23 protein-coding genes and 2 pseudogenes are annotated in these 22,627 nt (G+C 62.7%); 12 read left to right on the top strand and 13 right to left on the bottom strand.

The genetic code is table 11. From position 1 onward, the window contains the following. The first annotated feature begins 20 nt into the window (after window positions 1-20). The 6 genes from P7C00_RS24455 to P7C00_RS24430 all read left to right on the top strand — a co-directional run bounded on the left by P7C00_RS24455 (window position 21) and on the right by P7C00_RS24430 (window position 5,775). Window positions 21-779, top strand: coding sequence for a 5-oxoprolinase subunit PxpA (locus tag P7C00_RS24455; protein WP_404937518.1), 759 nt, complete (start codon window positions 21-23; stop codon window positions 777-779). A 95-nt stretch (window positions 780-874) separates the two neighbouring features. Continuing rightward, window positions 875-1,117 carry an acetyl-CoA carboxylase gene (locus tag P7C00_RS24450; protein WP_011062806.1) on the top strand — a complete coding sequence of 81 codons (243 nt, stop codon included), beginning with the start codon at window positions 875-877 and terminating at the stop codon, window positions 1,115-1,117. 10 nt (window positions 1,118-1,127) lie between these two features. Beyond that, entirely contained in the window at window positions 1,128-2,501 is a 1,374-nt protein-coding gene (locus P7C00_RS24445; protein WP_404937517.1) for an acetyl-CoA carboxylase biotin carboxylase subunit, read from the top strand. Beyond that, entirely contained in the window at window positions 2,498-3,370 is an 873-nt protein-coding gene (locus P7C00_RS24440; protein WP_404937516.1) for an allophanate hydrolase subunit 1, read from the top strand. Before P7C00_RS24445 ends, P7C00_RS24440 begins: the two co-directional genes overlap by 4 nt. Beyond that, window positions 3,367-4,341 (top strand): biotin-dependent carboxyltransferase family protein, encoded by a 975-nt coding sequence (locus tag P7C00_RS24435; protein ID WP_404937515.1) that lies wholly within the window; start codon window positions 3,367-3,369, stop codon window positions 4,339-4,341. The genes P7C00_RS24440 and P7C00_RS24435 overlap by 4 nt, the downstream gene beginning before the upstream one ends. A 183-nt stretch (window positions 4,342-4,524) precedes the next feature. Next, on the top strand, window positions 4,525-5,775 hold the full coding sequence (locus P7C00_RS24430; protein ID WP_404937514.1) for a purine-cytosine permease family protein: 1,251 nt from the start codon (window positions 4,525-4,527) through the stop codon (window positions 5,773-5,775). Between the two features lie 26 nt (window positions 5,776-5,801). Here the strand turns inward: P7C00_RS24430 and P7C00_RS24425 are convergent, their stop codons facing one another. Both P7C00_RS24425 and P7C00_RS24420 read right to left on the bottom strand, forming a co-directional pair. Beyond that, window positions 5,802-7,412, bottom strand: a complete 1,611-nt coding sequence (locus P7C00_RS24425; protein ID WP_346632356.1) for an inorganic phosphate transporter — start codon at window positions 7,410-7,412, stop codon at window positions 5,802-5,804. 243 nt (window positions 7,413-7,655) lie between these two features. Then, a complete protein-coding gene (locus P7C00_RS24420; RefSeq protein WP_346632355.1) occupies window positions 7,656-8,678 on the bottom strand; it encodes a transporter in 1,023 nt (340 codons plus the stop codon). A gap of 273 nt (window positions 8,679-8,951) precedes the next feature. On the opposite strand from P7C00_RS24420, the gene P7C00_RS24415 reads away from it, so the two are divergent. Continuing rightward, on the top strand, window positions 8,952-10,577 hold the full coding sequence (locus P7C00_RS24415) for a HAMP domain-containing methyl-accepting chemotaxis protein (protein ID WP_346632568.1): 1,626 nt from the start codon (window positions 8,952-8,954) through the stop codon (window positions 10,575-10,577). Between the two features lie 82 nt (window positions 10,578-10,659). Here the strand turns inward: P7C00_RS24415 and P7C00_RS24410 are convergent, their stop codons facing one another. Further along, complete coding sequence (locus P7C00_RS24410; RefSeq protein ID WP_011062798.1) at window positions 10,660-10,977, bottom strand: PepSY domain-containing protein; 318 nt, start codon at window positions 10,975-10,977, stop codon at window positions 10,660-10,662. Between the two features lie 155 nt (window positions 10,978-11,132). On the opposite strand from P7C00_RS24410, the gene P7C00_RS24405 reads away from it, so the two are divergent. Further along, window positions 11,133-12,044: a sterol desaturase family protein gene (locus tag P7C00_RS24405; RefSeq protein ID WP_346632353.1), complete on the top strand. Its 912-nt coding sequence runs from the start codon at window positions 11,133-11,135 to the stop codon at window positions 12,042-12,044. On the opposite strand, the gene P7C00_RS24400 is transcribed toward P7C00_RS24405, so the two are convergent. Next, the gene (locus tag P7C00_RS24400; RefSeq protein WP_404937513.1) at window positions 12,022-12,702 is read right to left on the bottom strand and encodes a helix-turn-helix domain-containing protein; all 681 of its coding nucleotides are present in this window, start codon (window positions 12,700-12,702) and stop codon (window positions 12,022-12,024) included. The genes P7C00_RS24405 and P7C00_RS24400 overlap by 23 nt on opposite strands. Further along, a complete protein-coding gene (locus tag P7C00_RS24395) occupies window positions 12,703-13,830 on the bottom strand; it encodes a glycerophosphodiester phosphodiesterase (protein ID WP_346632351.1) in 1,128 nt (375 codons plus the stop codon). It lies immediately after the preceding gene. Between the two features lie 245 nt (window positions 13,831-14,075). Between P7C00_RS24395 and P7C00_RS24390 the strand changes: the two genes are divergently transcribed. Then, entirely contained in the window at window positions 14,076-14,411 is a 336-nt protein-coding gene (locus P7C00_RS24390) for a DUF2025 family protein (protein ID WP_102860665.1), read from the top strand. Between the two features lie 46 nt (window positions 14,412-14,457). On the opposite strand, the gene P7C00_RS24385 is transcribed toward P7C00_RS24390, so the two are convergent. Next, entirely contained in the window at window positions 14,458-14,781 is a 324-nt protein-coding gene (locus P7C00_RS24385) for an antibiotic biosynthesis monooxygenase (protein ID WP_346632350.1), read from the bottom strand. Window positions 14,782-14,783: 2 nt separating this feature from the next. After that, on the bottom strand, window positions 14,784-15,497 hold the full coding sequence (locus tag P7C00_RS24380) for a CTP synthase (protein ID WP_346632349.1): 714 nt from the start codon (window positions 15,495-15,497) through the stop codon (window positions 14,784-14,786). Window positions 15,498-15,601: 104 nt separating this feature from the next. Here P7C00_RS24380 and P7C00_RS24375 point away from each other — a divergent pair, with 104 nt between their 5' ends. Continuing rightward, the gene (locus P7C00_RS24375; protein ID WP_346632348.1) at window positions 15,602-16,465 is read left to right on the top strand and encodes a LysR family transcriptional regulator; all 864 of its coding nucleotides are present in this window, start codon (window positions 15,602-15,604) and stop codon (window positions 16,463-16,465) included. A 7-nt stretch (window positions 16,466-16,472) separates the two neighbouring features. Here the strand turns inward: P7C00_RS24375 and P7C00_RS24370 are convergent, their stop codons facing one another. From P7C00_RS24370 to P7C00_RS24350, 5 genes and pseudogenes are all read right to left on the bottom strand, one after another. Beyond that, window positions 16,473-17,012, bottom strand: a complete 540-nt coding sequence (locus tag P7C00_RS24370) for a DUF1003 domain-containing protein (protein ID WP_346632347.1) — start codon at window positions 17,010-17,012, stop codon at window positions 16,473-16,475. Between the two features lie 88 nt (window positions 17,013-17,100). Next, window positions 17,101-17,538, bottom strand: a pseudogene (locus tag P7C00_RS24365) (methyl-accepting chemotaxis protein); the annotation flags it as partial. Between the two features lie 156 nt (window positions 17,539-17,694). After that, window positions 17,695-18,330 (bottom strand): annotated as a pseudogene (locus P7C00_RS24360) (PAS domain-containing protein); the annotation flags it as partial. A gap of 447 nt (window positions 18,331-18,777) precedes the next feature. Continuing rightward, entirely contained in the window at window positions 18,778-19,848 is a 1,071-nt protein-coding gene (locus tag P7C00_RS24355) for a diguanylate cyclase (RefSeq protein ID WP_346632345.1), read from the bottom strand. Window positions 19,849-20,020: 172 nt separating this feature from the next. After that, window positions 20,021-20,629: a TetR/AcrR family transcriptional regulator gene (locus P7C00_RS24350; protein WP_346632344.1), complete on the bottom strand. Its 609-nt coding sequence runs from the start codon at window positions 20,627-20,629 to the stop codon at window positions 20,021-20,023. 203 nt (window positions 20,630-20,832) lie between these two features. Here P7C00_RS24350 and P7C00_RS24345 point away from each other — a divergent pair, with 203 nt between their 5' ends. Together P7C00_RS24345 and P7C00_RS24340 are read left to right on the top strand one after the other, a co-directional pair. Beyond that, entirely contained in the window at window positions 20,833-21,891 is a 1,059-nt protein-coding gene (locus tag P7C00_RS24345; RefSeq protein ID WP_346632343.1) for an MBL fold metallo-hydrolase, read from the top strand. Window positions 21,892-21,905: 14 nt separating this feature from the next. Beyond that, window positions 21,906-22,256 (top strand): hypothetical protein, encoded by a 351-nt coding sequence (locus tag P7C00_RS24340; protein ID WP_404937512.1) that lies wholly within the window; start codon window positions 21,906-21,908, stop codon window positions 22,254-22,256. On the opposite strand, the gene P7C00_RS24335 is transcribed toward P7C00_RS24340, so the two are convergent. Then, window positions 22,238-22,555 carry an XRE family transcriptional regulator gene (locus P7C00_RS24335; protein ID WP_346632342.1) on the bottom strand — a complete coding sequence of 106 codons (318 nt, stop codon included), beginning with the start codon at window positions 22,553-22,555 and terminating at the stop codon, window positions 22,238-22,240. The genes P7C00_RS24340 and P7C00_RS24335 overlap by 19 nt on opposite strands. Between the last annotated feature and the right edge of the window lie 72 nt (window positions 22,556-22,627).

Raw genomic sequence — 22,627 nt, 5'->3', positions numbered from 1 at the left:
CAAGAGTTGGAGCAACAGTGATGCAGGCAGTGGATTTCAATTCGGACATGGGCGAGAGCTTCGGTCCCTGGACCATCGGCGACGGCGTCGACAACGAGCTGATGGGCTATATCAGCTCGGCCAATATCGCCACCGGTTTTCACGCCGGCGACCCCGGTACCATGCGCCGCACCATCGAACAGGCCAAGCGCCTGGGGGTCGCTATCGGTGCTCATCCGGGGTTCCGCGACCTGGTAGGTTTCGGCCGCCGGCACATCAACGCACCGGCCCAGGAACTGGTGGACGACATGCTCTATCAGCTTGGCGCCCTGCGGGAAATGGCCCGGGTGCAAGGTGTGAAGTTGCAACACATCAAGCCCCACGGTGCGCTCTACATGCACTTGGCCCGGGACGAGGAAGCGGCGCGGTTGCTGGTGGAAAACCTGCGCAAGCTGGAGCCCGAGCTGCTGCTGTATTGCATGCCCAATTCGGTGATCTGGCGCATCGCCCAGGAGCTCGGCCAGCCGGTGATCCGCGAGTTCTACGCCGACCGTGATTACGACCTCAGCGGTTCCATCGTCTTCACCCGCCAGGTGCGCGCCCTGGACCCGGCGGCCGTGGCGGCCAAGGTGCTGCGCGCCTGCCAGACCGGCCTGGTGCGTACCGTCGAAGGTGAGGATCTGTTCCTTGAGTTCGACTCCATCTGCCTGCACAGCGACACCCCCGGCGCCCTGGATCTGGTGGAGGCCACCCGCACGGCGCTGGATCAGGCCGGCATCGAGGTGCGCGCACCGCGCTGAGGCGCATCGACACGAAGCACCGCGCGCAGACGCGGGTTTCATCTGGTTTTGATTTTTTTGCCTGCCTTTCTACAACTATTCCAAAAGGAACAGACATGGCCGAATACAGTGTTATCACCCCCTTGCCGGGCACCTTCTATCGCAAGGCCACCCCGGAGTCGGCGCCTTTCGTCGAGGTCGGCGATTCCGTCAGCGCCGATACCGTGATCGGCCTGATTGAAGTCATGAAGCAGTTTTCCGAACTGACCGCCGGGAGCGCGGGTCAAGTCAGTGCCTTTTTGGTGGAAGACGGTGATCCGGTGGAACCGGGTCAGGTCGTCGCGACGCTCGAACAGTGAGGGCCGGGGCATGACTGGATCAATCAACAAATTACTGGTGGCCAACCGTGGCGAGATTGCCGTGCGCATCATTCGTGCGGCCAAGGCCCTGGGGATTCCCACCGTTGCCGCGTGCAGCGAGGCAGATGCCGATTCCATGGCCGCACGCATGGCCGATGAAGTGCAGATCATTGGCCCGGCCCGGGCCGACAAGAGCTACCTGAATGTCCAGGCCCTGCTCGGTGCCTTGCAGGCCAGCGGTGCCAATGCGGTGCATCCGGGCTATGGCTTTCTTTCCGAGAACGCCGACTTCGCCGAGGCGGTGGTCAAGGCCGGAGCAATCTTCGTCGGGCCCAGCGCCGAAACCATCCGCCGCATGGGCGACAAGGCCGAAGCCCGGCGCACCGCGCAGGCGGCGGGAGTGCCGGTGGTACCGGGCTCCCCGGGTGAACTCTTCGACCTGGACGCCGCGCTCAAGGCCGCTGAAAACGTGGGTTTTCCGCTGTTGATCAAAGCCAGTGCCGGCGGTGGCGGGCGGGGGATTCGCCTGGCTCAGGATGCGGCGCAATTGGCCGAGGAGTTCCCTCGGGCGCAACGGGAAGCCCAGACGGCTTTCGGCAATGGCGCGGTGTACCTGGAGCGTTTCATTGGCCGTGCGCGGCACATCGAAGTTCAGGTGTTGGGCGATGGCCAACACGCAGTGCACCTGTTCGAGCGCGAGTGCTCGCTGCAACGGCGGCGGCAGAAAATCTTCGAAGAAGCACCGTCGCCGGTCCTCAGTGCCGAGCAGCGTGAGCAATTGTGCAGCAGCGCCGTGCGCCTCACCGAAGCCTTGGGCTACCAAGGCGCCGGCACCCTGGAATACCTCTACGACGACAGCACCGGCGAGTTCTTCTTTATCGAGATGAACACACGGATTCAGGTGGAACACCCCATCAGCGAACTGATCACCGGCATCGATCTGGTCCAGGCCATGTTGCGCATCGCCGGGGGCGAGCCCCTGGGCCTGCGCCAGAGCGATATCCAGCTCAATGGCGCGGCCTTGCAGATGCGCTTGAATGCCGAAGACCCGGCGCGGGATTTTTTCCCCAGCCCGGGCAAGGTCGAGCAACTGATCTGGCCAGAAGGGGCGGGGGTGCGGGTCGATAGTCACTTGTACCCGGGCTATGCTGTGCCGCCTTATTACGACTCGCTGCTGGCCAAGCTGATCGTCCACGGGCGTGACCGCGGCGAGGCCCTGGCCCGGGCGCGTCTGGCCGTGGAACACACCACCCTGACCGGCATGGCCAGTACCTTGTCGCTGCACCGTGAACTGCTGGCCGAACCCTGGTTGCAGCAGGCCGATTTTCACACGGGAACCCTGGAAACCTGGCTGGCCGAGCGCCGCGCCGGAGGTGTCGCATGAGCCAGCCGATCCGCTACAGCTTTGGTGCCGACGAGCACCTGTTCGCCGAAGTCAGCGACAGTATGTCCCTGGAAGCCTTCTTCAAGGGCATGGCGGTGACTCGCGCCGTGGAGCGCCTGGAGTTGGATGGGGTACTGGATGTGTGCCTGGCCAATGCCTCGTTCCAGATCCGTTTCGACCCGGACCGCATCGCCCCCCACACCCTGCTGGAGGCGGTGCAGCAGGCCGAGGCCGGGGCGGTGGCCGAGCGCAGCCTGCACACCCGGATCATCGAGATCCCGGTGCTCTACAGCGACCCCTGGACCCATGAAACCCTGATGCGCTTTCGTGACCGGCACCAGGACCCCAGCGCCACGGACCTGGAGTACGCAGCGCGGATCAACGGTCTGGCGGACGTCGATGCCTTTATCGCCGCCCACAGCGGTGCGCCCTGGTTCGTCTCCATGGTGGGTTTTGTTGCCGGGCTGCCGTTCATGTTCCAGATGGTTGAGCGTGAGCGGCAGTTACAGGTGCCCAAGTACCTGCGGCCGCGCACCGATACGCCAAAACTGACCCTGGGCCATGGCGGCTGTTTCGGCTGCATCTACTCGGTGCGCGGTGCCGGCGGCTACCAGATGTTCGGCGTCACTCCGGCCCCCATCTACGACCCGCAGCAGCAACTGGCTTACCTCAAGGCGCACATGGTGTTCTTCCGCCCGGGGGACATCGTGCAGTTCAAGCCCATCGACCGCGAGGCTTACGATCAAGCGGTGGCCGAAGTCGAGGCCGGGCGCTTCGACCTGCGTATTCGCGAGGTGGAGTTTTCCCTGGATGCCTTTCTAGCCGACCCGGTCGGCTATCCCAAGTCGCTGCAGGAGGTGCTGGCATGATCAAGGTCATCAAACCGGGCCTGGCCACATCGGTGCAGGACCTGGGTCGCGAAGGTTTCTATCACCTGGGGATTCCGCCATCTGGCGCCTTGGACCAGTACGCCCTGAGCGCGGCCAACCAGTTGGTGGGCAACCCGGCAGGCGCGGCCGGGCTAGAGTGCACGCTGCTCGGGCCGGAGCTTGCGTTCAGCGCCGATGCCCTGGTGGCGGTTTGCGGCGCCCATATGACGCCCAAACTCGATGGTGTGGACATGCACCTGGACACCGCCTTTGCGGTCAAGGCCGGGCAAGTGCTGCGTTTCGACTTTCCCAAGGCCGGGGCCCGAGCCTACCTGGCGGTGGCCGGTGGCATCGATGTGCCGCTGGTGCTGGGCAGTCGCTCGACCTATGCCTTGGGCGCCCTGGGCGGTTTTCAGGGGCGGCGTTTGGCGGCTGGGGATGAGCTGCCGGTGGGTGTCGCCAGCGGCAAAAGCTGTCCCGGTGCCAGCTTGCCTATGGCGTTGCGCCAATCCCTGGGGGGCGAAATCAGCCTGCGGGTGGTGCCGGGCCTGTACTACGAACGCTTGAGCGACGCGGCCAAGGTCAGCTTCTTCGCCGAACCCTGGACCGTGGGTTCGGAAGCCGACCGCATCGGCTATCGCTTCAAGGGCGGTAGCGCTCTGAGCTTCCAGCCGCGGGAGCAGCCGTTCGGTGCCGGTTCCGATCCGTCGAACATCGTCGACAGTTGCTATCCCATCGGTTCGATCCAGGTGCCGGCAGGGCTTGAACCCATTGTCCTGCACCGGGACGCGGTGTCCGGTGGCGGCTACGCCATGATCGGCACGGTGATCAGCGCCGACCTCGACCTGATCGGCCAGATGCAGCCCAACCAGAAGGCCCGCTTTGTGGCGGTGACCCTCGAAGAAGCGCTGCAAGCCCGGCGCTCCTATAAGAAAAAGCTCAGCTGTCTGAGCAAGCTCTTCCCTTCCTGATTCTGCCCGCCGCATCGCGCGGGCCATGCCAAAAGGTACGCCAACGCCGCACTTCGGTGCGGTGACGGCTGCCCGCGCTTCAACCCTTGATTGGTTCTGGAGTTCACGCCAATGGCAGCTTTATCGCAATCGAATCAAACCGGGCAGGACCCGGCCAGCGTTGCCGTCCCAAGCGAGGCGCGTATGGGACGACTGTCCCTGACCATGGCTTGGTGGGCGGTGTGCAGCGCGATGTTCTACATCGTCGTCGGCGCTTCCCTGGCCCTGTCTTACGGCACCCGCAATGCACTGATCGGCATGCTCCTGTCGGTGCTCAGTTATGGCCTGGTGAACACTGTGCTCAGCCGCTTCGCCATGCGCAGCGGGCTCTCGGTGGCGCTGTTTTCACGGTTGTTGTTCGGCAGCACCGGAGCCTGCCTGGCGACCCTGATTTTCTTCTCCACGGCGATCTACTACGCAGTGTTCGAAGGGTCGGTGATCGCCGTGGCTCTCAACCACCTGTACCCGCAACTGCTGTATCCGCTGGCGGCGCTGGTGGTGGTGCTGTACAGCGTGCCGCTGATCCTGGGCAGCGTGCAGCACTGGCTGGACAAGCTCAACGGTGTGCTGTTGCCGGTGTATCTGGGGGGCTTGCTGTTCGCCGTGGGCCTGTCCATCAGCCGTTATGGCTACCAGCCGCAATGGCTGGATTTCGGCCCGGCCAATCCCAGCAGCACAGGCTGGTGGGATTGCTTCGTAGCCTACATGGGGGTGTGGATCCTGATGCTGTTCACCTTCGACTACGCACGTTTCGGCAAGCCGGCAGACGCCGCTTATCACGGTCGCTGGAGCTTCGGCATGCCGTTCTACGCGGTGACCTTTTTGCTCAACGGCGCGGCGGGGATCTACCTGGTGAGCAGCATTCCCCATGACGGCGCGCTCAATGAAGTCTCGGTGGTGATGGCGATCTTGCAGTTGATGGGGCTCTGGGGGCTGTTGTTCGTCTGGGCCACGCAAACCCGGATCAACACCGCCAACTACTACCTGGCGACCTTGAACATGCAGGCGTTCTTCGGTCGTTTCGGTCTGCGCGGTTCCTACCTGATGTGGGCGGTGGCGGTGGGGATCATCGTCTACGGCCTGATGCTGGCGGATGTGTTCGCCTACCTGCTCAAGGCCCTGGCCTATCAGGGGATCTTTGTCGTGGCCTGGGTCGGCGTGGCCCTGGCGCAGATTCTGTTGGGGCGTACCGACGTGGCGGCGATTGATCGCGTGGCGGCCTTCAACCCGGTGGGGCTGACGGCCTGGTTCGGTGGCACGGCCCTGGGGCTGATGCTGATGTGGGCGGGGGGCGGCCTGGCCAGTTTCTCGGCACCGCTGACCGGGGTCCTGGCGTTTGCCTTGCAGGCCGGGCTGGCCATTCGCTTGCGGGGCCGCTTGCCCGCCGTCGGCTGACAGGGCGACGGGCAAGCGGGCGCTGATCAGAACAGTTGGGTGAACAGCCAGTACAGGCTGCCCGACAGCAGGATCGCCGCCGGCAAGGTCAGGACCCAGGCCATGGCCAGGTTGCGGATGGTGCGCATCTGCAACCCGCCGCCATTGGCCACCATGGTTCCGGCCACCCCCGAGGACAAGACGTGGGTGGTCGATACCGGCAGGCCGAACATGTCCGCCGCGCCGATGGTCAGCATGGCCACGGTTTCCGCCGAGGCGCCCTGGGCGTAGGTCAGGTGGGTCTTGCCGATCTTCTCGCCGACGGTGACCACGATGCGTTTCCAGCCGACCATGGTGCCCAGGCCCAGGGCGATGGCCACGGCAATCTTCACCCACAGCGGAATAAAGCGCGTGGCGTTGTCGATCTGCTGCTTGAACAGTTGCAGCTTGTCCCGGGTGTCCTGGTCGAAATGGCCGACTTGGTTCTTGTCCATCAGGCGGATGGCTTCGCTGGTCAGGTACATGTCGTTGCGCACGTTGCCCATGGCTTCGGCGGGAACCTTGGCCAGCGAGCCGTAACCCTTGACCTCGGCGCCGATGGCGCCGGTCAGGGCGGCCAGGGCCGGAACCAGTTCAGGTGTCGCCTCTTTGCTGCGCATGTACTCTGAGAGCACGGCACGAGGGTCGGTGGGTGCCGCTTGCGGTGCGCTTTTCACCAGGGCTTGCTGGGTGACTTCGGCCACTGCGGCGAACTGCAGCGATTGGTCGGCGGGCATGGTGCGGTTCAGGGCATAGGCCATGGGCAAGGTGCCCACCAGGATCAGCATGATCAGGCCCATGCCTTTCTGGCCGTCGTTGGAGCCGTGGGCGAAGGACACCCCGGTGCAGGTCAGGATCAGCAGCCCGCGAATCCACCACGGCGGTGGCGCGTCACCCTTGGGGGCCTTGTACAACGCGCGGTTCTTGACGAACAGGCGCAGGGCCAACAGCAGCAGGGCGGCGAACACGAAGCCGATCAGTGGCGAGAACAGCAAGGCGTAACCGACCTTGGTGGCCTGGCTCCAGTCCACGCCGCTGGTGCCGTCGCGGCCGTGCATCAGGGCGTTGGCCACACCGACGCCGATGATCGACCCGATCAGGGTATGGGACGAAGAGGCTGGCAGCCCGAGCCACCAGGTGCCCAGATTCCACAGGATGGCGGCGATCAACAGGGCAAAGATCATGGCGAAGCCGGCCGAGGAGCCCACTTGCAGAATCAGTTCCACTGGCAGCAGGGCGATGATGCCGAAGGCCACCGCGCCACTGGACAGCAGCACCCCGAGGAAGTTGAACATGCCGGACCAGACCACCGCGAACTGCGGTGGTAGCGAATGGGTGTAGATCACCGTGGCCACGGCGTTGGCGGTGTCGTGGAAGCCGTTGACGAACTCGAAGCCCAGTGCGATCAGCAAGGCCACACCCAGCAGCAGGAACGGGGTCCAGGTGGTGACCGTGGTGCCCAGTTCGTGCATGTCATGCACCAGGCTGTAGGCGGTGAACAGCAAGCCCATGGCCAGCACTGCGAAAAACACTACCAGGGTGAAGGGGCCGGGTTTTTTATCCAGTTGCGGTTTGACGTCGAGGCTGGGGGAAGCGGCAGTCAGGGAAGGGGTGGCCATTACTGGACAATCCTGTTGCGGGAGAGAGTGTCGCCCATGATCGTTGCCAATTGTTACAAGGAGACTGCCTCAGGTCATGGTTTGCGCGATTGAGTGGCTCCGTTGATCCGTTCGAGTCCGCCGCCATCATCGCGGCCATCGCAATCATCGCGTAGGCGCTAGCTTGCCAGCGAAGAGGTCCCTGAGCCAGCCGTCGACCTTGGGCGCGCCTTCGCCGGCAAGCCGGCTCCTACAGGGAGTGTTTCAGTAGTCCTGGCGTTTACGGAAGGCCCAGCGCCCGGCGATCACGGTGAAGGTGGCCACCAGCGCCACCAGAATCCAGAAGCCCTCCGGGTCGCCGGAAAAGGGAATGCCACCCACGTTCATGCCGAAGAAGCCGGCGATGATGTTGATCGGCAGGGCCAGGACCGTGACCACGGTCAGGGTGAACAGGGTGCGGTTGGTCTGTTCATTGAGGTTGGCGGCGATCTCTTCCTGCAGCAGTTTGATCCGCTCCCCGAGGGCGGTGAGGTCGTTGATGATCAGGGCGAACTCTTCGGTGGACTTGCGCAGCTCCTTGACGTCTTCCTTCTGCAACCATTGCGGCGGCCGATTGAGCAGACGCAGCAGGGAGCCCGGTTCCAGGGCCAGCAGCCGTTGCAGACGCACCAGTACCCGACGCATGGCCCCCAGTTCGGCTCGGTTGCTGGAGACCCGGGCCGCCAGCAACTGGTCTTCGATCTGGTCGACGCTGAGGCTGGTTTTACGCACGATCTGGGTCAGCACTTCGCCCTGGTCGCGCAGCAGGTGCACCAGCAGTTCCAGGGGCGAGCGAAAGCGTTCGCCGGCCTTGACCGAGGAGCGCAGCTTGTCCACCGAGTGCAGGGGTTGCAGGCGGGCGCTGATGATCAGGTTGCTGCGTACGCAGACCCACAGGGTGGAGATGTCCGAGGACACCATGCTGCTGAAGTTGAACACCACATCGTTGACCACCGCCAGCAGCGCCGAGTCGACGTGTTCGATGCGGGTCGAGCGCGACCCTTCGTGCAGGGCTTCGAAGAACTCCTCGGGCAATTGCAAGTGGGCCTTCATCCAGCGCTCGCAGGCGGCGTGGGCCAGGTTCAGGTGCAACCAGAGGAATTCGTCGCTGTTGCGCGGCTGTTGCAGGGCTTGCAGGGCCTTGGCTGAATCCAGTTCATGACCCCGTTCGCCGGGCCGAAAGCTAAAACCGTAGAGCAGGCCAAACAGATCGGAATCGCGGTGACTCTGGTCGATGCTGTGGTTCATGGGGTCTCGCAGGAGGGACAGTACCTGGCGCGGGTTTTACAGGTTCACTTGGGCCTCATCATGGCAAGGCTTTTTGACAGTTTTGTGACGTTTCAAAGTGCACAATCCGCGGCGCCATACCAGTGGTCGGCAGCGCTCAAGAATGGATCGCGGATGCCGATCACGCTCACATGCAATACGCATTCGATTTTCCTCGAATGCTCCTGACAGGGAAGTTCGGACCTACGCATGCCCTTAGTGGGCCTGCTCTATCCCTGCCATGAGATCTTCTCGATGTTTTTGCAAAAATCCCTGAGAGCGCAAATTCTTGCCCTGCTGAGCGGTAGCCTGTTTGCGATGCTGTTGATCGCCCTGGCGTGTTTTCACTTGCTGTCCGGTGGCGTGCAGAGCTATCGCGAGCTGATCGAAGGTCCGCTGCGCAGTTCGCAGCTGATCGACGAGGCCAACCTGCAGTTCAAGAGCCAGGTGCAGGAGTGGAAGAACGTGTTGCTGCGGGGCAAGCAGCCCCAGGAACTGAACAAGTACTGGCAGCAGTTCGAAGATCGTCAGCGGGATGTGCAGAACATCCTCGGCCAGTTGGCCCAGACGCCTGGCCTGGATTCGGGCCTCAAGAACCGGGCACAGCGCCTGGCCGAGGAGCACCGTTCGCTCGGCTCGGCCTATCAGAAAGGCCGTGACGCCTATGTGGCCGCAGGCGCCGACCCGAGTGCCGGCGACGCTGCGGTCAAGGGCGTGGACCGTGCCACCAGCGAACAGATGAGCGAGTTGGTGACCGAGTTGCGCAAGCACAGTGACCAGCAGTCCCGGGACATCAGCTCGGCGGCCGATCGTACGGTGTGGCTGGGCATCCTGGTGATGCTGGCTTCCGGTTTGCTGATCGGCCTGCTCAGCCTGTGGCTGGTGAACCGCAGCCTGGTGCAGCCGATCCGCCAGTTGATCGACTACGTCGCCCAGCTCAGCCGTGGTCAGTTCGCCGACCGGGTGGCCAGCGATCGCCAGGACGAACTGGGCAGGCTGGCGGCTGCTGCCAACACCCTGCGTGACTTCCTGGCCCAGACCTTCAGCAGTCTGCAGCGCAGCGCTTCGGACCTGGACAGCTCCAGCGGCGAGCTCAACTCCATTGCCACTTTGATGTCCCAGGGCACCAACGAGCAGTTCAACCGCACCGATCAGGTGGCGACGGCGATGAACGAGATGTCCGCCACGGCCCAGGAAGTGGCGCGCCACGCTGCCGATGCTGCGCGCGCCGCGGATGATGCCGACCAGTCGGCGCAGCAGGGCGAGCAGGTGATGCAGAGCACGATCCACAGCATCACCCAGATGCGTGGCGAGATTGCCAACACGGCCACGGTGATCCGCCGTCTGGAGGCCGACAGCGGGCGTATCGGCAAGGTCCTGGAAGTGATCCAGGGGATCGCCGAGCAGACCAACCTGCTGGCGCTCAACGCTGCCATCGAAGCGGCCCGGGCCGGTGAGGCGGGGCGCGGTTTTGCCGTGGTCGCCGATGAGGTGCGCAGCCTGGCCCAGCGTACTGCGGCGTCCATCATCGAGATCAACCAGATCATCCAGAGCGTGCAGACCGGTGCGGTGGATGCGGCCCAGGCCATCGAGAGCGGCCAGTCCCGCAGCGAGCAGAGTGTGCAGCAGGTGACCGAGGCCGGTGCAATGCTGGAGCGCATCACCGAAGCGGTGGAAGCGATCCGCGACATGAATCGGCAGATCGCCACTGCCGCCGAGGAGCAGACGTCGGTGGCCGAGGACATCTCGCGCAACCTGACCGAGATCACTTCGATTGCCAGTACCAACCTCGACAACGTCCAGCGTACCGAAGCGGCGAGCCGCAACCTGCACGGCCTGTCGGGACAGTTGAACGAAGTCACGGCGCGTCTCGGCGCCTGAGGTCGCTCACCCTGTATGCGGGCCCCAAAGCACAAGGCCGCGCTCCCGAAACGGGGCGCGGCCTTGTGCTGTGTGCGGGGGCTTACTTGTCTTGCTTGTTGCTCAGAACCTTGCCGGTCTTGGCGTCCAGGTCCACGTCCCACTCGATGCCTTTGCTGTCACGCAGTTCCACCTGGTAGACGTAGGCGCCTGTCGCGGTCTGCTCCAGCTCGGTGTCGGTGATGCTGGCGGCGGTGGTGCCCGGGTGCTGGGCCAGGGCCGCCTGGTTGAGTTTTTCCAGGTCCATGATGGCGCCGGATTTGAGCAGGCCCGGGATCAGGTCCGGACGGACATCGGCCTGGGCCAGGCCGGCGGTCAGGGTCAGGGCGGCAGCGGCGAACAGAGCGGAGAACTTGGTCATGGGTTGATTCCTTGGGGTGATGGGTTTCGATGGACACAGGTTAGCCACTGCAACTTAATTCACCCTTAATTCAGGTCAGTGGTTGCGCCGTTTGTTCAAGCCAGAGGGCGGGGGCGGGGCCCAAGCTGGTGTCTCCCTTCTAGGAGACTCAGTGAATGAAACGATGGCTTGCGTGGTTGTATGCCCCCTTGTTCTTTGGTGGATTCATCGGTGGTGCGGTGTGCTGGATGAGTGCGGGAGAGGCTTCTGCGAGTGGGTTGCTGGTGCTGTTTGCGGCTGCGCTCCTGGTGTCTTTCCTGGTGGAGTGGGTCCTGCCTTATGAGCCGGCATGGAATCGCTCCCAGGGTGACCGCCTGCGGGACAGTCTGCATGCCCTGGTCAATGAGGGTCTGAATGCCCTGGGCCTGCTCGCATTGCCGGGGCTGGTGGCGCTGTTGGCCCATGACGGCCTGTGGCCTGGGGACTGGCCGCTCTGGGGCCAACTGTTGCTGGCAATAGTGATCGCCGATTGCGGGATCACCCTGGCTCATTACGCCAGCCATCGCTGGGCCTGGCTCTGGCGCCTGCATGCGGTGCACCACAGTGTGCTGCGCATGTACGGTTTCAACGGTCTGCTCAAGCATCCCCTGCACCAACTGCTGGAAGCGACGGCGGGGTTGCTGCCGTTGTTGGTACTGGGCATCCCGCTGCCAGTGGCAGAGTTGCTGGCCCTGGCCATCGCCATTCAGTTGCTGTTGCAGCATTCCAATGTCGATATGCGCTTGGGATTGCTGCGCCTGGTGTTTGCCTGGGCGCCGGTGCATCGCTTTCACCATATGAAGTACGGCCGCGCCGGTGATGTGAATTTCGGTCTTTTCTTCAATCTCTGGGACTGGCTGTTGGGAACCGCGTTCTATCGGCATGACTACCCGATGCGCCAGGGCGACCTGGGCATCGGTAGCCGTCCGGACTATCCGGTGGATTACTGGCCGCAGTTGCTGGAGCCATTCAAGGCCCAACGCTATGCCGCCGAGCCCAAGGTGCCCGAGGCGTTGAGGCGCCCGGTCAATCCAGCAGGCGGGGCCTGAGGGTTTTCAGGGCCTGCCCGGCGGTGACGCCGAACAGTGCCTTCAAGGTGCGGGAGAAGTGCGCGGTGTCGGCGAACCCGGCGCCGTGGGCCGCCTGGGCCATGGCCTGCCCCTCCAGCAACAGGGCCATGGCCAGACGCAGACGTCGCCACAGCACCAGGCGCCGTACCGGCAGGCCTACATCACGGGCGAACAACCGTTCCAGCTGGCTCAGAGACACATGGGCCTGGGCTGCCAATTGCGTCGCTGCCACCTTGCCCTCCAGGGCGGCGTCCAGGGCCAGCAGCGCCCGTGCCACACGACGGTCGGCAATGGGCTGGCGCGGACAACTGCGCAGCGCCGCTTCCAGGCCGGGCAGTGACGGCTCGATACGGCTGACGCAGAGCTGCAGGTCTTGGGCCGCGATGCGCAGTGGCTCGGCGTAGACCGTGAAGGCCCGGTCGGGGGCCTGGATGATGGCGTGGCGGCGCAGGGCCTGGATCAACAGGAAGTGACCACTGAGTCGGACACCGTCCAGTTCCACGGTGACCGGCTGTTGGGGGGCAATGATCAGTTGATGGGCATAGTGAGCGTGGGGCGTGGTGCGCCCCATCACCCCGTGGATCAGACCGAAGTCATGGCCCAGCCAGAGTTCGCCGCTCCAGTGTGAAGCGGACATTCAGTAACCGCTGGCCTCCAGCAACTGGGCCACGCTGGCGCTGGCCGGCCGCTTGAAATACTTGAGCAGTTCGGCGCTGCGGTTGGTGAAGATGCCATCGACCCCGGCCTCCATGACCTTGTTGAAATCCACCGGTTCATCGATGGTGTAGACGTGCACCAGCAGGCCCTGGTCGTGGGTGTACTGATTCATCCAGGGTTGCACCAGATCCGCATAGCTCTGATCGCCGCCAGCCGTCAACGCTGCGCAGGGACCGGTGCCGATGGCACCCTGGGTCTTGGCGAAGTCGACCCAGCGCTTGAACTCGGCCTGGTCCTTGGGTTGCTGTTTGGCATAAAAAGCGGCCTTGTCGGTTTCGCCGCTGCTGGCGAAGGTCTGCCCGGAGGCTGGCTCGATGCTGCCGGGAGCCACCCACAGCAACAGGATTTTCGGCACCTTGGGCATTTCCTTGTGCAGCAACTCCAGGCTGTGTTTGTCGAAGGTCTGCAGCACGACCTTGCCTTTGCCCTGGCCCACTGCCAGCTCGCTTTTCGCCAGCTTGGAGCCCGCCGGGCTCAGCCAGCCACGGTCCTGGAGTTTTTCCTTGAGATCGTGCTCGATGCCGGGGAACAGCTGGGGCTCCTTGGTCTCGATGTAGAGTCCGGGTTTGTGTTGTGGATTGCCCAGGGCGATGTCGATGATCTCGTCCAGGGTGAGGATCTTCAGGCCGGCGAAGCCCGGGCGGGCGCGGTCCGGATGGGCCTGGTTGAACCAGCTGCCGGCGTCGAGGGTTTTCAGTTCGGCCATGGTGAAGGCGTTGGCCGGGCTGTCCTTGCGTTCGGGGAATTTCTGCGCCACGTCGGTGGTGCGTTGCAGGTTGTTGTCATGCAAGACGAAGAGCACACCGTCCTTGCTGCGCTGCAGGTCCATCTCCAGGTAGTCGGCGCCCAGGTCCCGGGCCAGCCTGTAGGACGCCGCGGTGGACTCGGGGGCATCGAAAGACGCACCTCGGTGGGCGATCACCGCCGGCTGCGGGATCCCCTGGCGAGCGGCAAGCGCGTCTGGATCGGGCTGTTCAGTGGCCTGGGCCAGGCCGCAACCGAGCATCAGGGCCAACATCAGGGCACAAGGGGGGAAGGTCGCTGGCATGCTCGAAATCCTTTCGTGGAGGCAAGTACAAGGAGATATCTTTTAGCAACTCAATGACGCTTGTGCTATCTCCAGAGCGACATAAATCCTTCTCATACGCATCTTTCGCGGTTTTCTCCGGTGCTTTGCAGTACTCTTGGGCGCTGCAGTTTCCCCATCAGAGGGAAGCCCGAAAACAGCCCCTTCCTTGCCTCGCGTGTAGACCATCGATCACCCGTCCCATGGGACTTACAGTGAGGTTTACCATGAGCATCACCTCCGAACTCATCTGCCAGGCTGCCGATCAGCTCAAGGGCTTTGTCGGCTTCAATCGCAAGACCGGTCGCTACATCGTGCGTTTCAGCGAAGACTCCTTCGGCATGGATGTGGCGGATGACGCCATAGTGCCGGCCAATGAATTTGTCTGGGCGCCGGTGTCCGATCAGGCCATGAGCCTCAAGCGCGAGCAGATCCAGTTGCTGCTGGATCAGAACATCGACGACCGGATCAACATCAGCGAACCGCTGCGGGTTTACATGCGTCGCAGCGATCTACCGGAAATCCAGGCGGTGCGCAGCCTGCTGTCGACCGCCCAGGGCTGACCCGTGCTTGCCCTGAGCCGCATCCGGAGCGGCTCAGGGGCTTGCTTCAAATGCCGAAGCTGTAGGCCCGCTCGACCTTGCTTACTCGGGTATGAAAGTACCGGTACCAGTCGTTGCGACCACGCTCGCGGATGGCGCGGTGTTCGGCGTGTTGCTTCCAGGCCAGGATCGCCGCCTCGCAGGTCCAGTAGGACACGGTGATACCGAAGCCATCCTCACCCCGTGCCGATTCGGCCCCAAGGAATCCCGGTTGTTGGCGAGCCAGCTCGACCATGTGTTCGGCCGCCTGGTCATAGGCGGGATCGGCTTCACGGCGCTGGGAACTGAAGATCACTGCGTAATAGGGTGGGGCGGGCGTCTGGCCGATCATCCTTACGCCTCCAGGCAAGCGTTGAGCAGGGCTGTCACCAGGGGCGGCGTACGGCCTTGGAGGGCGGCGCGCTCGGGCTGGAACAGTGTGGCAACGAAGAATGGATGCCCCTCCAGTTCCACGGCGCGCAAGTCGCCGTCGCTGTCGTGGCCGGTAGGGCGCAGCGCACCACTGAGCAGCGGGGCCGCAAAGTCCGGATTGACCCCATAGCGGCAGCGATAACCTTCCTCGATGCTCGGAGTGCCGTAGGCCTGGGCGATCCGGCTGCCGCTTTGCAGCTGGATTCGGTCGTGGGCTTCCACCAGGGCGCAGCTCAAGGGGGTGAGCACCGCGCGCTGGGCATGAGGGGTGATCTCACCGTGCTCGGCGTCGCTCCAGCCCAGCACGTTGCGGGCATATTCCAGCACTGCGTGCTGAAAGCCGCCGCAGGTGCCGAGGAAGGGCCGTTGCTGTTCCCGGGCCACACGGATCGCCAAGAGGGCACCGTCGATGTGGCGGTAGGGACTGCCAGGCACGCACCAGATTCCGTCGAAGCCGTTGAGCTGTTGCTCGTGGGTCAGCTCCGGCGTGGCCAGCCATTGGTAGACCACCCTGACCCCGCTATCGGTCGCGGCGCGCTCCAGGGCCAGGGGAATGGCCTGGTGTGCGGTGATCTGTGGGTCGTAATCCCCTACCAGGGCGATGCGGATGGTGGCTGTAGATCGGGCTGGGTGCATGTGGCCTCTCCGGTTGTGGCGCTGACTTGTCGACTGCCTGGAGCCACTATAGATTGGCGATCACGCAATCAATATTGGCGTTTCACCAAGTGATCAATGCAGCCATGCACTATCAGCTGGACTATCCCGACCTGTCACTGATTCTCGCCCTGGTCCGTGGCGGCTCCCTGGCTCGCGCCGCGGCCCTGCTCAAGGTGGATGTTTCCACGGTGTTTCGTGCGGTGCGCCGGCTGGAGGCCGGGCTCGGGCAGCAGTTGTTCGACAAGAGCCGCGCTGGCTATCTGCCCACCAGCCTGGCTCAGGCCCTGGCACAGCAGGCTGAACAGGCGGAGCAGGCCTTGGAGGCCGCGCGGATCGGCGTGGCCCAGGGAGGAGAGGTGATCAGCGGCACAGTGCGCCTGACTTGCACAGATTCGGTGTTGCAAGGTCTGCTGCTGCCGGCCCTGGCGCAATTCATGCCGAACTACCCGGCGCTGGTGATCGAACTCTGTACGTCCAATGATTTCGCCAACCTCAATCGGCGTGATGCGGACATAGCGGTGCGTCTGACCGCAACACCGCCGGAACATCTGGTGGGACGTTGCCTGGGAGCGGTGTCGTATCGGCTGTGCGCGAGCCCGGCGTACAAGCAACGGGTGGACTGTAGCGACCTGTCGAAGGTGGCCTGGATCGCCCCGGATGATTTTCTCCCCGACCATCCCACCGTGGCCTGGCGCCGTCAGCGCTGGCCTGGCGTGCAGCCCAGCTATCGCTGCAACAGCATGCTCGCGGTGACCGAACTGGTAAGGGCCGGCCTCGGCGTTGCAGCCTTGCCGGATTTTCTCATGGGCAGTGGCGGTCTGGAGGCGTTGAGTGAACCCTTGGGCCATGACACAGCTCTGTGGCTGCTGACCCGTCCGGATTGCCGGGCCCTGCGTTCGGTGGTGACTCTGTTTGATGAACTGGCACGCCATCTGCGCTGGCCATGAGCGGGGCTCAGGTGTCGGGCTGATCCTTGTGCACAAAGTGCGCGTGCATCTCGCTGGTCAGGTTCTCGATGCGTTCGGTCAGTTGCTTGGTCATTTCCGTGAGCCGGGTGTTCTGCTCCAGCAACTCCAGCAGTTGGCTGGTGGTCTGCGCGGCCTGGGCCTGGCGTTCACTGTTAGCGATGGCCAGGGCTTCGCGGTGCTGGGCATCTGCGTCCGATTGGGCCTTGTCCCGTGCGGCCTGGCGGGTCTGGGCCAGGAGGATCAGCGGTGCGGCGTAGGCTGCTTGCAGGCTGAAGGCCAGGTTCAGAAGGATGAAGGGGTAGACATCGAACTGGGTCACGCCAGTGAGGTTGAGGGCAATCCAGATCACTACGATCAGGGTCTGTGCACCGAGAAAGGTCGGGGTACCAAAGAACCGGGCAAAGGCTTCCGCCTTCAAGGCAAAGGTGTCGTTGCCAAAGGTCGGAGCGAGGTGGGCGTGGGCACGGTGAAAGCGCAGATGGTCGACGATTGGGGTGGTTTTTTCCGGGGTGTCGCTGGAACTCATGATGGCCTCCGCCAGGCGTTGGGACGTCAGGCCACTATAGTCCTCAAGGCCAGGCCCGACGTCATTATCGACGTCGGGAAAACCACCCTCAGAGCACGTCGCGTTCGTTGGCGAACATGCTGACCGCTTGCACCGCGTCACTGGCGCCATCGCGAATCTGCAGGATCACGGTCCCGGCCTGATCCGCCAGTTGCACGCCCTTGGCAGCTCGTTCACGAGTGCCGTCCATGCTCTTGATCGCTTGCTGCGTTTCGTTCTGGATCATGTCGATCATGCTGGAGATTTCCGCCGTCGAGCCGCTGGTGCGTGCCGCCAGTTGCCGGACTTCGTCGGCTACCACGGCAAAACCTCGGCCCTGTTCTCCGGCCCGGGCGGCCTCGATGGCAGCGTTGAGGGCCAGCAGGTTGGTCTGATCGGCAATCCCGCGAATAGTGTTGACGATGGCGGTGATTTGCTCGGAACGTTCGCCGAGGCGGGCGATCAGCGAGGAAGAGTCCTCGATGTTATGGGCGATCTGGCGCATCTCGCTGGCAGCCTGCTGGATCACCCCGGTGCCTTGTTCGGCGACTTTCCGGGTCTCCACCGAGATGTGATACGCCTGGCTCGCACTCTGGGCGTCCTGCTCATGCTTCTCTACCTGCTGAGTCACGTCTGCAGCGTACTTGACCACCTTGCACAGGCGTCCGCTGGCGTCATAGACCGGGTTGTAATTGGCTTCCAGCCACAGCGTGCGCCCATGCCTGTCGATCCGCTCGAAGCGGCCGTTGAAGAACTCCCCCCTGTTCAGGCGATTCCAGAAGTCCTGGTAGGCGCTGCTGCTGATCAGCTCGGGTTTGCAGAACATCCGGTGATGCTTGCCCTTGATCTCCGCTAGGCTGTAGCCCATGCGGCTGAGGAAGTTGGCGTTGGCGCCAATGATGCTGCCGTCGAGGTTGAACTCGATGACCGCCATGGCCCGGTCGATGGCCTCCAGTTTGTTCCGGGCCTCGACTTCCTCTTGCACCCTGGCGGTGACGTCAAGGGCGTACTTGACCACTTTGTACACCGTGCCGGAGGCATCGCGGATCGGGTTGTAGCTGGCTTCCAGCCACAGGCTCTGGCCCGCGGCGCCAACCCGCTCAAAGGTGCCGGATTCGAACTGGCCGTTTTTCAGGCGGGTCCACAATTGCTGGTAGTCGGCGCTGCGAGCGTATTCCGGGAGGCAGAACAGTCGGTGAGACTGGCCGATCACCTGATCTTGCCGATAGCCCAGAGTCTTCAGGAAGTTGTCGTTGGCTCGGAGCACCGTGCCCTGGAGGTCAAACTCGATCACCGCCATGGAGCGGTCGATGGCGTCCAGCAGGCGGGATTGTTCGGCGATGGTCTGGTTCAGGGAATCGATGGTCTTGTTGTGACGGTTGAATAGCATGTTGGCAGGTGCTCTGTGGGAGAAACGTCGCGTCGATCCCTATGGAGTGCGCCGGTATGCCGAAAGCTCCCCGGCGATCGGCATTATCTGCTCAATGTCAGCGTTCCATGACTGACAGATAATTTCGCAGCGGTGAAGCGGGCGACATTTCGGGCGAACGTCGCTGGCCGCATCAAGAGGATACGTAACGGCTGCGAATCGATTTAGTTGGATTGGATGACTTGGCTGACAGCGGTGCCGAAGGGGTTATCCGCTGCTGCAAAGTGGCGGCATTATGATGTCAGTCATGAAGAAAAATCCAAATAAACTTGTACAAAAATATTTTTTACTTCCTTTTTGTATAAGTTTTGACGGTTTTTATGCCATTTGCGCGGGAGAGAAATGGGCTTCGCAGTCATTGCTGGCCGTACGGTTGCGCCCGCTGTTCTTGGCCAGATACAGGGCCTTGTCCGCCGCATCGAGCCAGCCTGCAGGGTCTGGAAAGCTTGAGTCGAAAGCCGCCAGGCCGATACTCAGGCTGACCTTCAGTTCCTGCACTTCTGGATGCCGGTACTGATTGAAGACCTGGCGCAGGCGCTCCATCACATCAAGGGCCTGTTGCCGGCTCATGCGTGGCAGGATCACGCAGAACTCGTCGCCACCGTAGCGACCGGCGAGATCGTCATGGCGCAGGTTGCGGCGTAGTTCATTGCTCAAATGGCGCAGCACTGTATCGCCGACAATATGCCCGTAGGTGTCGTTGATCGCTTTGAAGTGGTCGATGTCGATCAAGGCGATGCTGGCTTCCATCTGCTGCTGCTGACACTTGTGGAACTTGATGTGCAACAGGTCTTTCCACGAGCCGTGGTTGAGCAGGCCGGTAAGGCTGTCGGTGCGGCTCAGGGCGCTGAGGGCGCGCTTGTGTTCGGACAGTTTGATCGCCAGTCGATAGCAGACCATGCCCACGGCCAGGGGGTAGAGGGTCAGCATGGGCAGGCAGGCATAGATCTGCAGCGGGCTGATCTGCGCACTGAAGTTGGCCCCGATCAGCGCCCAGGACAGCAGTATCCCGGCACATTGGGCCAGGCCGCCACGAATGAACAGGCGCAAGCCGCCTGCGGCGACGTTGTTCATGGTCATCATCGAGAGGATGGTGACTGCCGGCAGGGGATTGAATTGCATGGTTGCCGCCCAGAATCCCCCCAGCAGTGAGTCATACAACAGGTTGCGGCGTTCTGCCCGGTAGGGAAAGTCCGAGCGGGTGGAAAGCTGATACGCCAGATGGGGCCAGATCAGGCCGTGGAACAACAGCAGGGCCCATATCCAGTCAGGCGGTGCCAGGGGGTAAAGTGCGGCCAGGACACTGATGCCGCCGATACTCAGGCCGATGATCCTTGGCCAATAGATGCGTCGGGCAAATGACAGCCCCTTGCCGCGTTGGTTTTCCATAAATTCCTGCACCGGATTCTGTACTGAAACACCTTGTGGTGTTTTTTGCGGCTTGGCCGTTTATCGGATCAGTTTGGTGAATATTGTCATTTATTCCAGTGGGAATAATCAGTGTCCTTCGAAGCCATTTAACAGTGGCCGGGAACGTCGTGTGACAGGAGCGCAAGCAGGGTCATGCCTGGTAGTGAGTCAGGAACATGTCCAGCGCCGACTCGATGACCCGGGTTTGCATGTCCTCTGTCAGGGTCGGCTGGCCCATGGTGATCTGCGGCCAGAAGGCAAAGCTCTTGAGCAGCCCGTGCATCTGTTGCGCGGCGAACTCCGGGTCCAGGGGCTTGAGGCGGCCGTCAGCCAGCGCCCCGCGGATCCACAGGGTCAGGCCTTCTTCCCGTTCGCCGAGTCGCGCCACCATGTTCTGTGCTCGCTCGGGGGAGTGGATGGTGGCGGCGATGGCGACTCGGGCCAGGTCGAGGAAGTTGTTGTCGGCCAGCAGTTGCAGCTTGGCTCGCAGAACGTTTTGCAACTGCTCGCGCAATGGCTGGTCGCTGCGGTAGCTGACCTCCGATTGGGCGCTGGTGCTGGTCCAGAGCTTATGCAGAATTTCGGCGAACAACTCTTCCTTGCTGGGGAAGTGGTTGTACACCGTACGCTTGGAAACCCCGGCCGTGGCGGCGATCTTGTCCATGCTGGTGATTTCGAAACCGCTGGCGCGGAATTCGCTGATCGCCGCCTGGATGATGGCATTGCGTTTGAGGTCGGTGAGGCGCTTCGGGGCTGTCATAAGTTGGGTTCGGTCAGGGTCGGCGTTGAAATCAGTCGGCAGTCTACTTCGTCTTAATCCTGTTGCAATGTAGAAACTACACTGTGTAGTGTAGTTCTTCTTGAGAACGATGATTGGCGGCTGATGCTTGCGTGCCTTGGCCAGTAGATCGTCCCGCAGAACAACGTCGGAACCTGCCGCATTCCAATGGAGTCATTTCAATCATGGCCACTGTTTCGTCCAGCGTCACACGCCCCCCCCGCCAGGAAACTTCCCGCCAGGAACAGGGCGCCTTTCGTAACCATGCTCCGGTACATCGCGCCGGTTTCGGTAAAACCCTGCAGATTTTCTGGAACATGCTGTTCCACAAACCGCGTAATACCCGTCCGGCCGGAGCTATCCCTGTACAGCCGCTGACCCGCGAGCAACTGCAGGCGGCCCCCAATCACAGCGTGTTTCGTCTTGGGCACTCCACGGTGCTGTTGAAGATGCGTGGCAAGTTCTGGATCACTGACCCGGTGTTTGCCGAACGTGCGTCCCCGGTGCAATGGGCCGGTCCCAAGCGTTTTCACCAGCCCCCCATCAGCCTGGAGGCTTTGCCCGAGATCGAGGCGGTGATCCTGTCCCATGACCACTACGATCACCTGGACCACCAGACAGTACTGGCTCTGGCAGCCAAGACCCGGCACTTCCTCACCCCGCTGGGAGTGGGAGATACCCTGATCAAGTGGGGGGTACCCGCGGCGAAGGTCCGGCAGCTGGATTGGTGGCAGGGGTGCGAAGTCGAGGGCATCCGCTTTATCGCTACGCCGTCGCAGCACTTTTCCGGTCGCGGGTTGTTCGATGGCAACCACACCTTGTGGGCGTCCTGGGTCATGATCGACGCCGCGACGCGGATCTTCTTCAGCGGCGATACCGGTTATTTCGACGGTTTCAAGCGTATTGGTCAGCAGTACGGGCCCTTTGATCTGACGCTGATGGAAACCGGTGCCTACAACGTCGAATGGCCCCATGTTCACATGCAGCCGGAGCAAACCCTGCAAGCTCACATCGACCTGCAGGGGCGCTGGTTGCTGCCAATCCACAACGGCACCTTTGACCTGGCCATGCATGCTTGGCATGAACCCTTCGACCGTATCCTGGCCCTGGCCTGGGAGCGCAGTATCAATATCACCACGCCGCAAATGGGCGAAGCCTTCAACCTGGCTCAGCCTCAGCGGGGCGGGGCCTGGTGGTTGGAGGTGGAAGGCGCCCCCGAACAGGCGGCTGTCGAATCCGCGTAATCATTTCCTGATCCATGTCCGGCTCCCTTTGTGGTTGGGGGGATGTGCTGATCCCCAGTTTCACTCTGGCGGTCTTTGTGCAACTGGACCCGGAGGTTCGCTTGCAGCGCTTGCGTGTCCGGGAATTCCAGCGCTACGGCGAGCAGATTTTCGAGGGGGGCGAGCGTCATGCCGCGACCCAGACTTTTCTCACCTGGGCCGCCGGCTACGACGAGGGTGGTCACGGAACCCGCAGTCTGCGGCGCCATGAAACCTGGATCAAAACCCTGGGCTGTCCGCTTGTTCGCCTGGATTCGACCCAGCTTTCAGTGCCGGACTTGTGCGGGCAACTGCTCAAGGCACTGGATCACTCGATCATTGCGTAGTCAGGGCGTTCCATGGGATTGGGGGTAGCGCCCTTGATATTCATGCCGCGGCCGGGAGTGAAGCCGGGAAAGAACACCAGCCCTTGAGCTTCAAGGCAGAACGCCAGTGCCAGGCGGGTCACGTCACGCACCTCGTAACCGGCTTCGAAGCGCTGGATGGCTTGCACCGAGACTGCGGACTCACGGGACAGTCGATCCATGTCCCAATCCAGCATGTCCCGGGCTTGGGCACAGTGCTGCGGAGTGAATTGATAGAGGGCGATACGTTCCAGGGTGATTTTCATCGCTAGAGAGGCCATGGTTTTCTCCGGGAGGTTAGGCAGGAAGTTGGCTTTATACTGGTTATTTGTACAGTTGTTTTATTCCCGGAT

Origin of the sequence: Pseudomonas sp. JDS08PS003, from assembly GCF_045013505.1 — a bacterium.
Classification (GTDB): Bacteria; Pseudomonadota; Gammaproteobacteria; order Pseudomonadales; family Pseudomonadaceae; genus Aquipseudomonas; species Aquipseudomonas protegens_B.
Note: the sequence above shows the minus strand (reverse complement) of the source record. Positions and strands in the feature narration are given on the sequence as shown.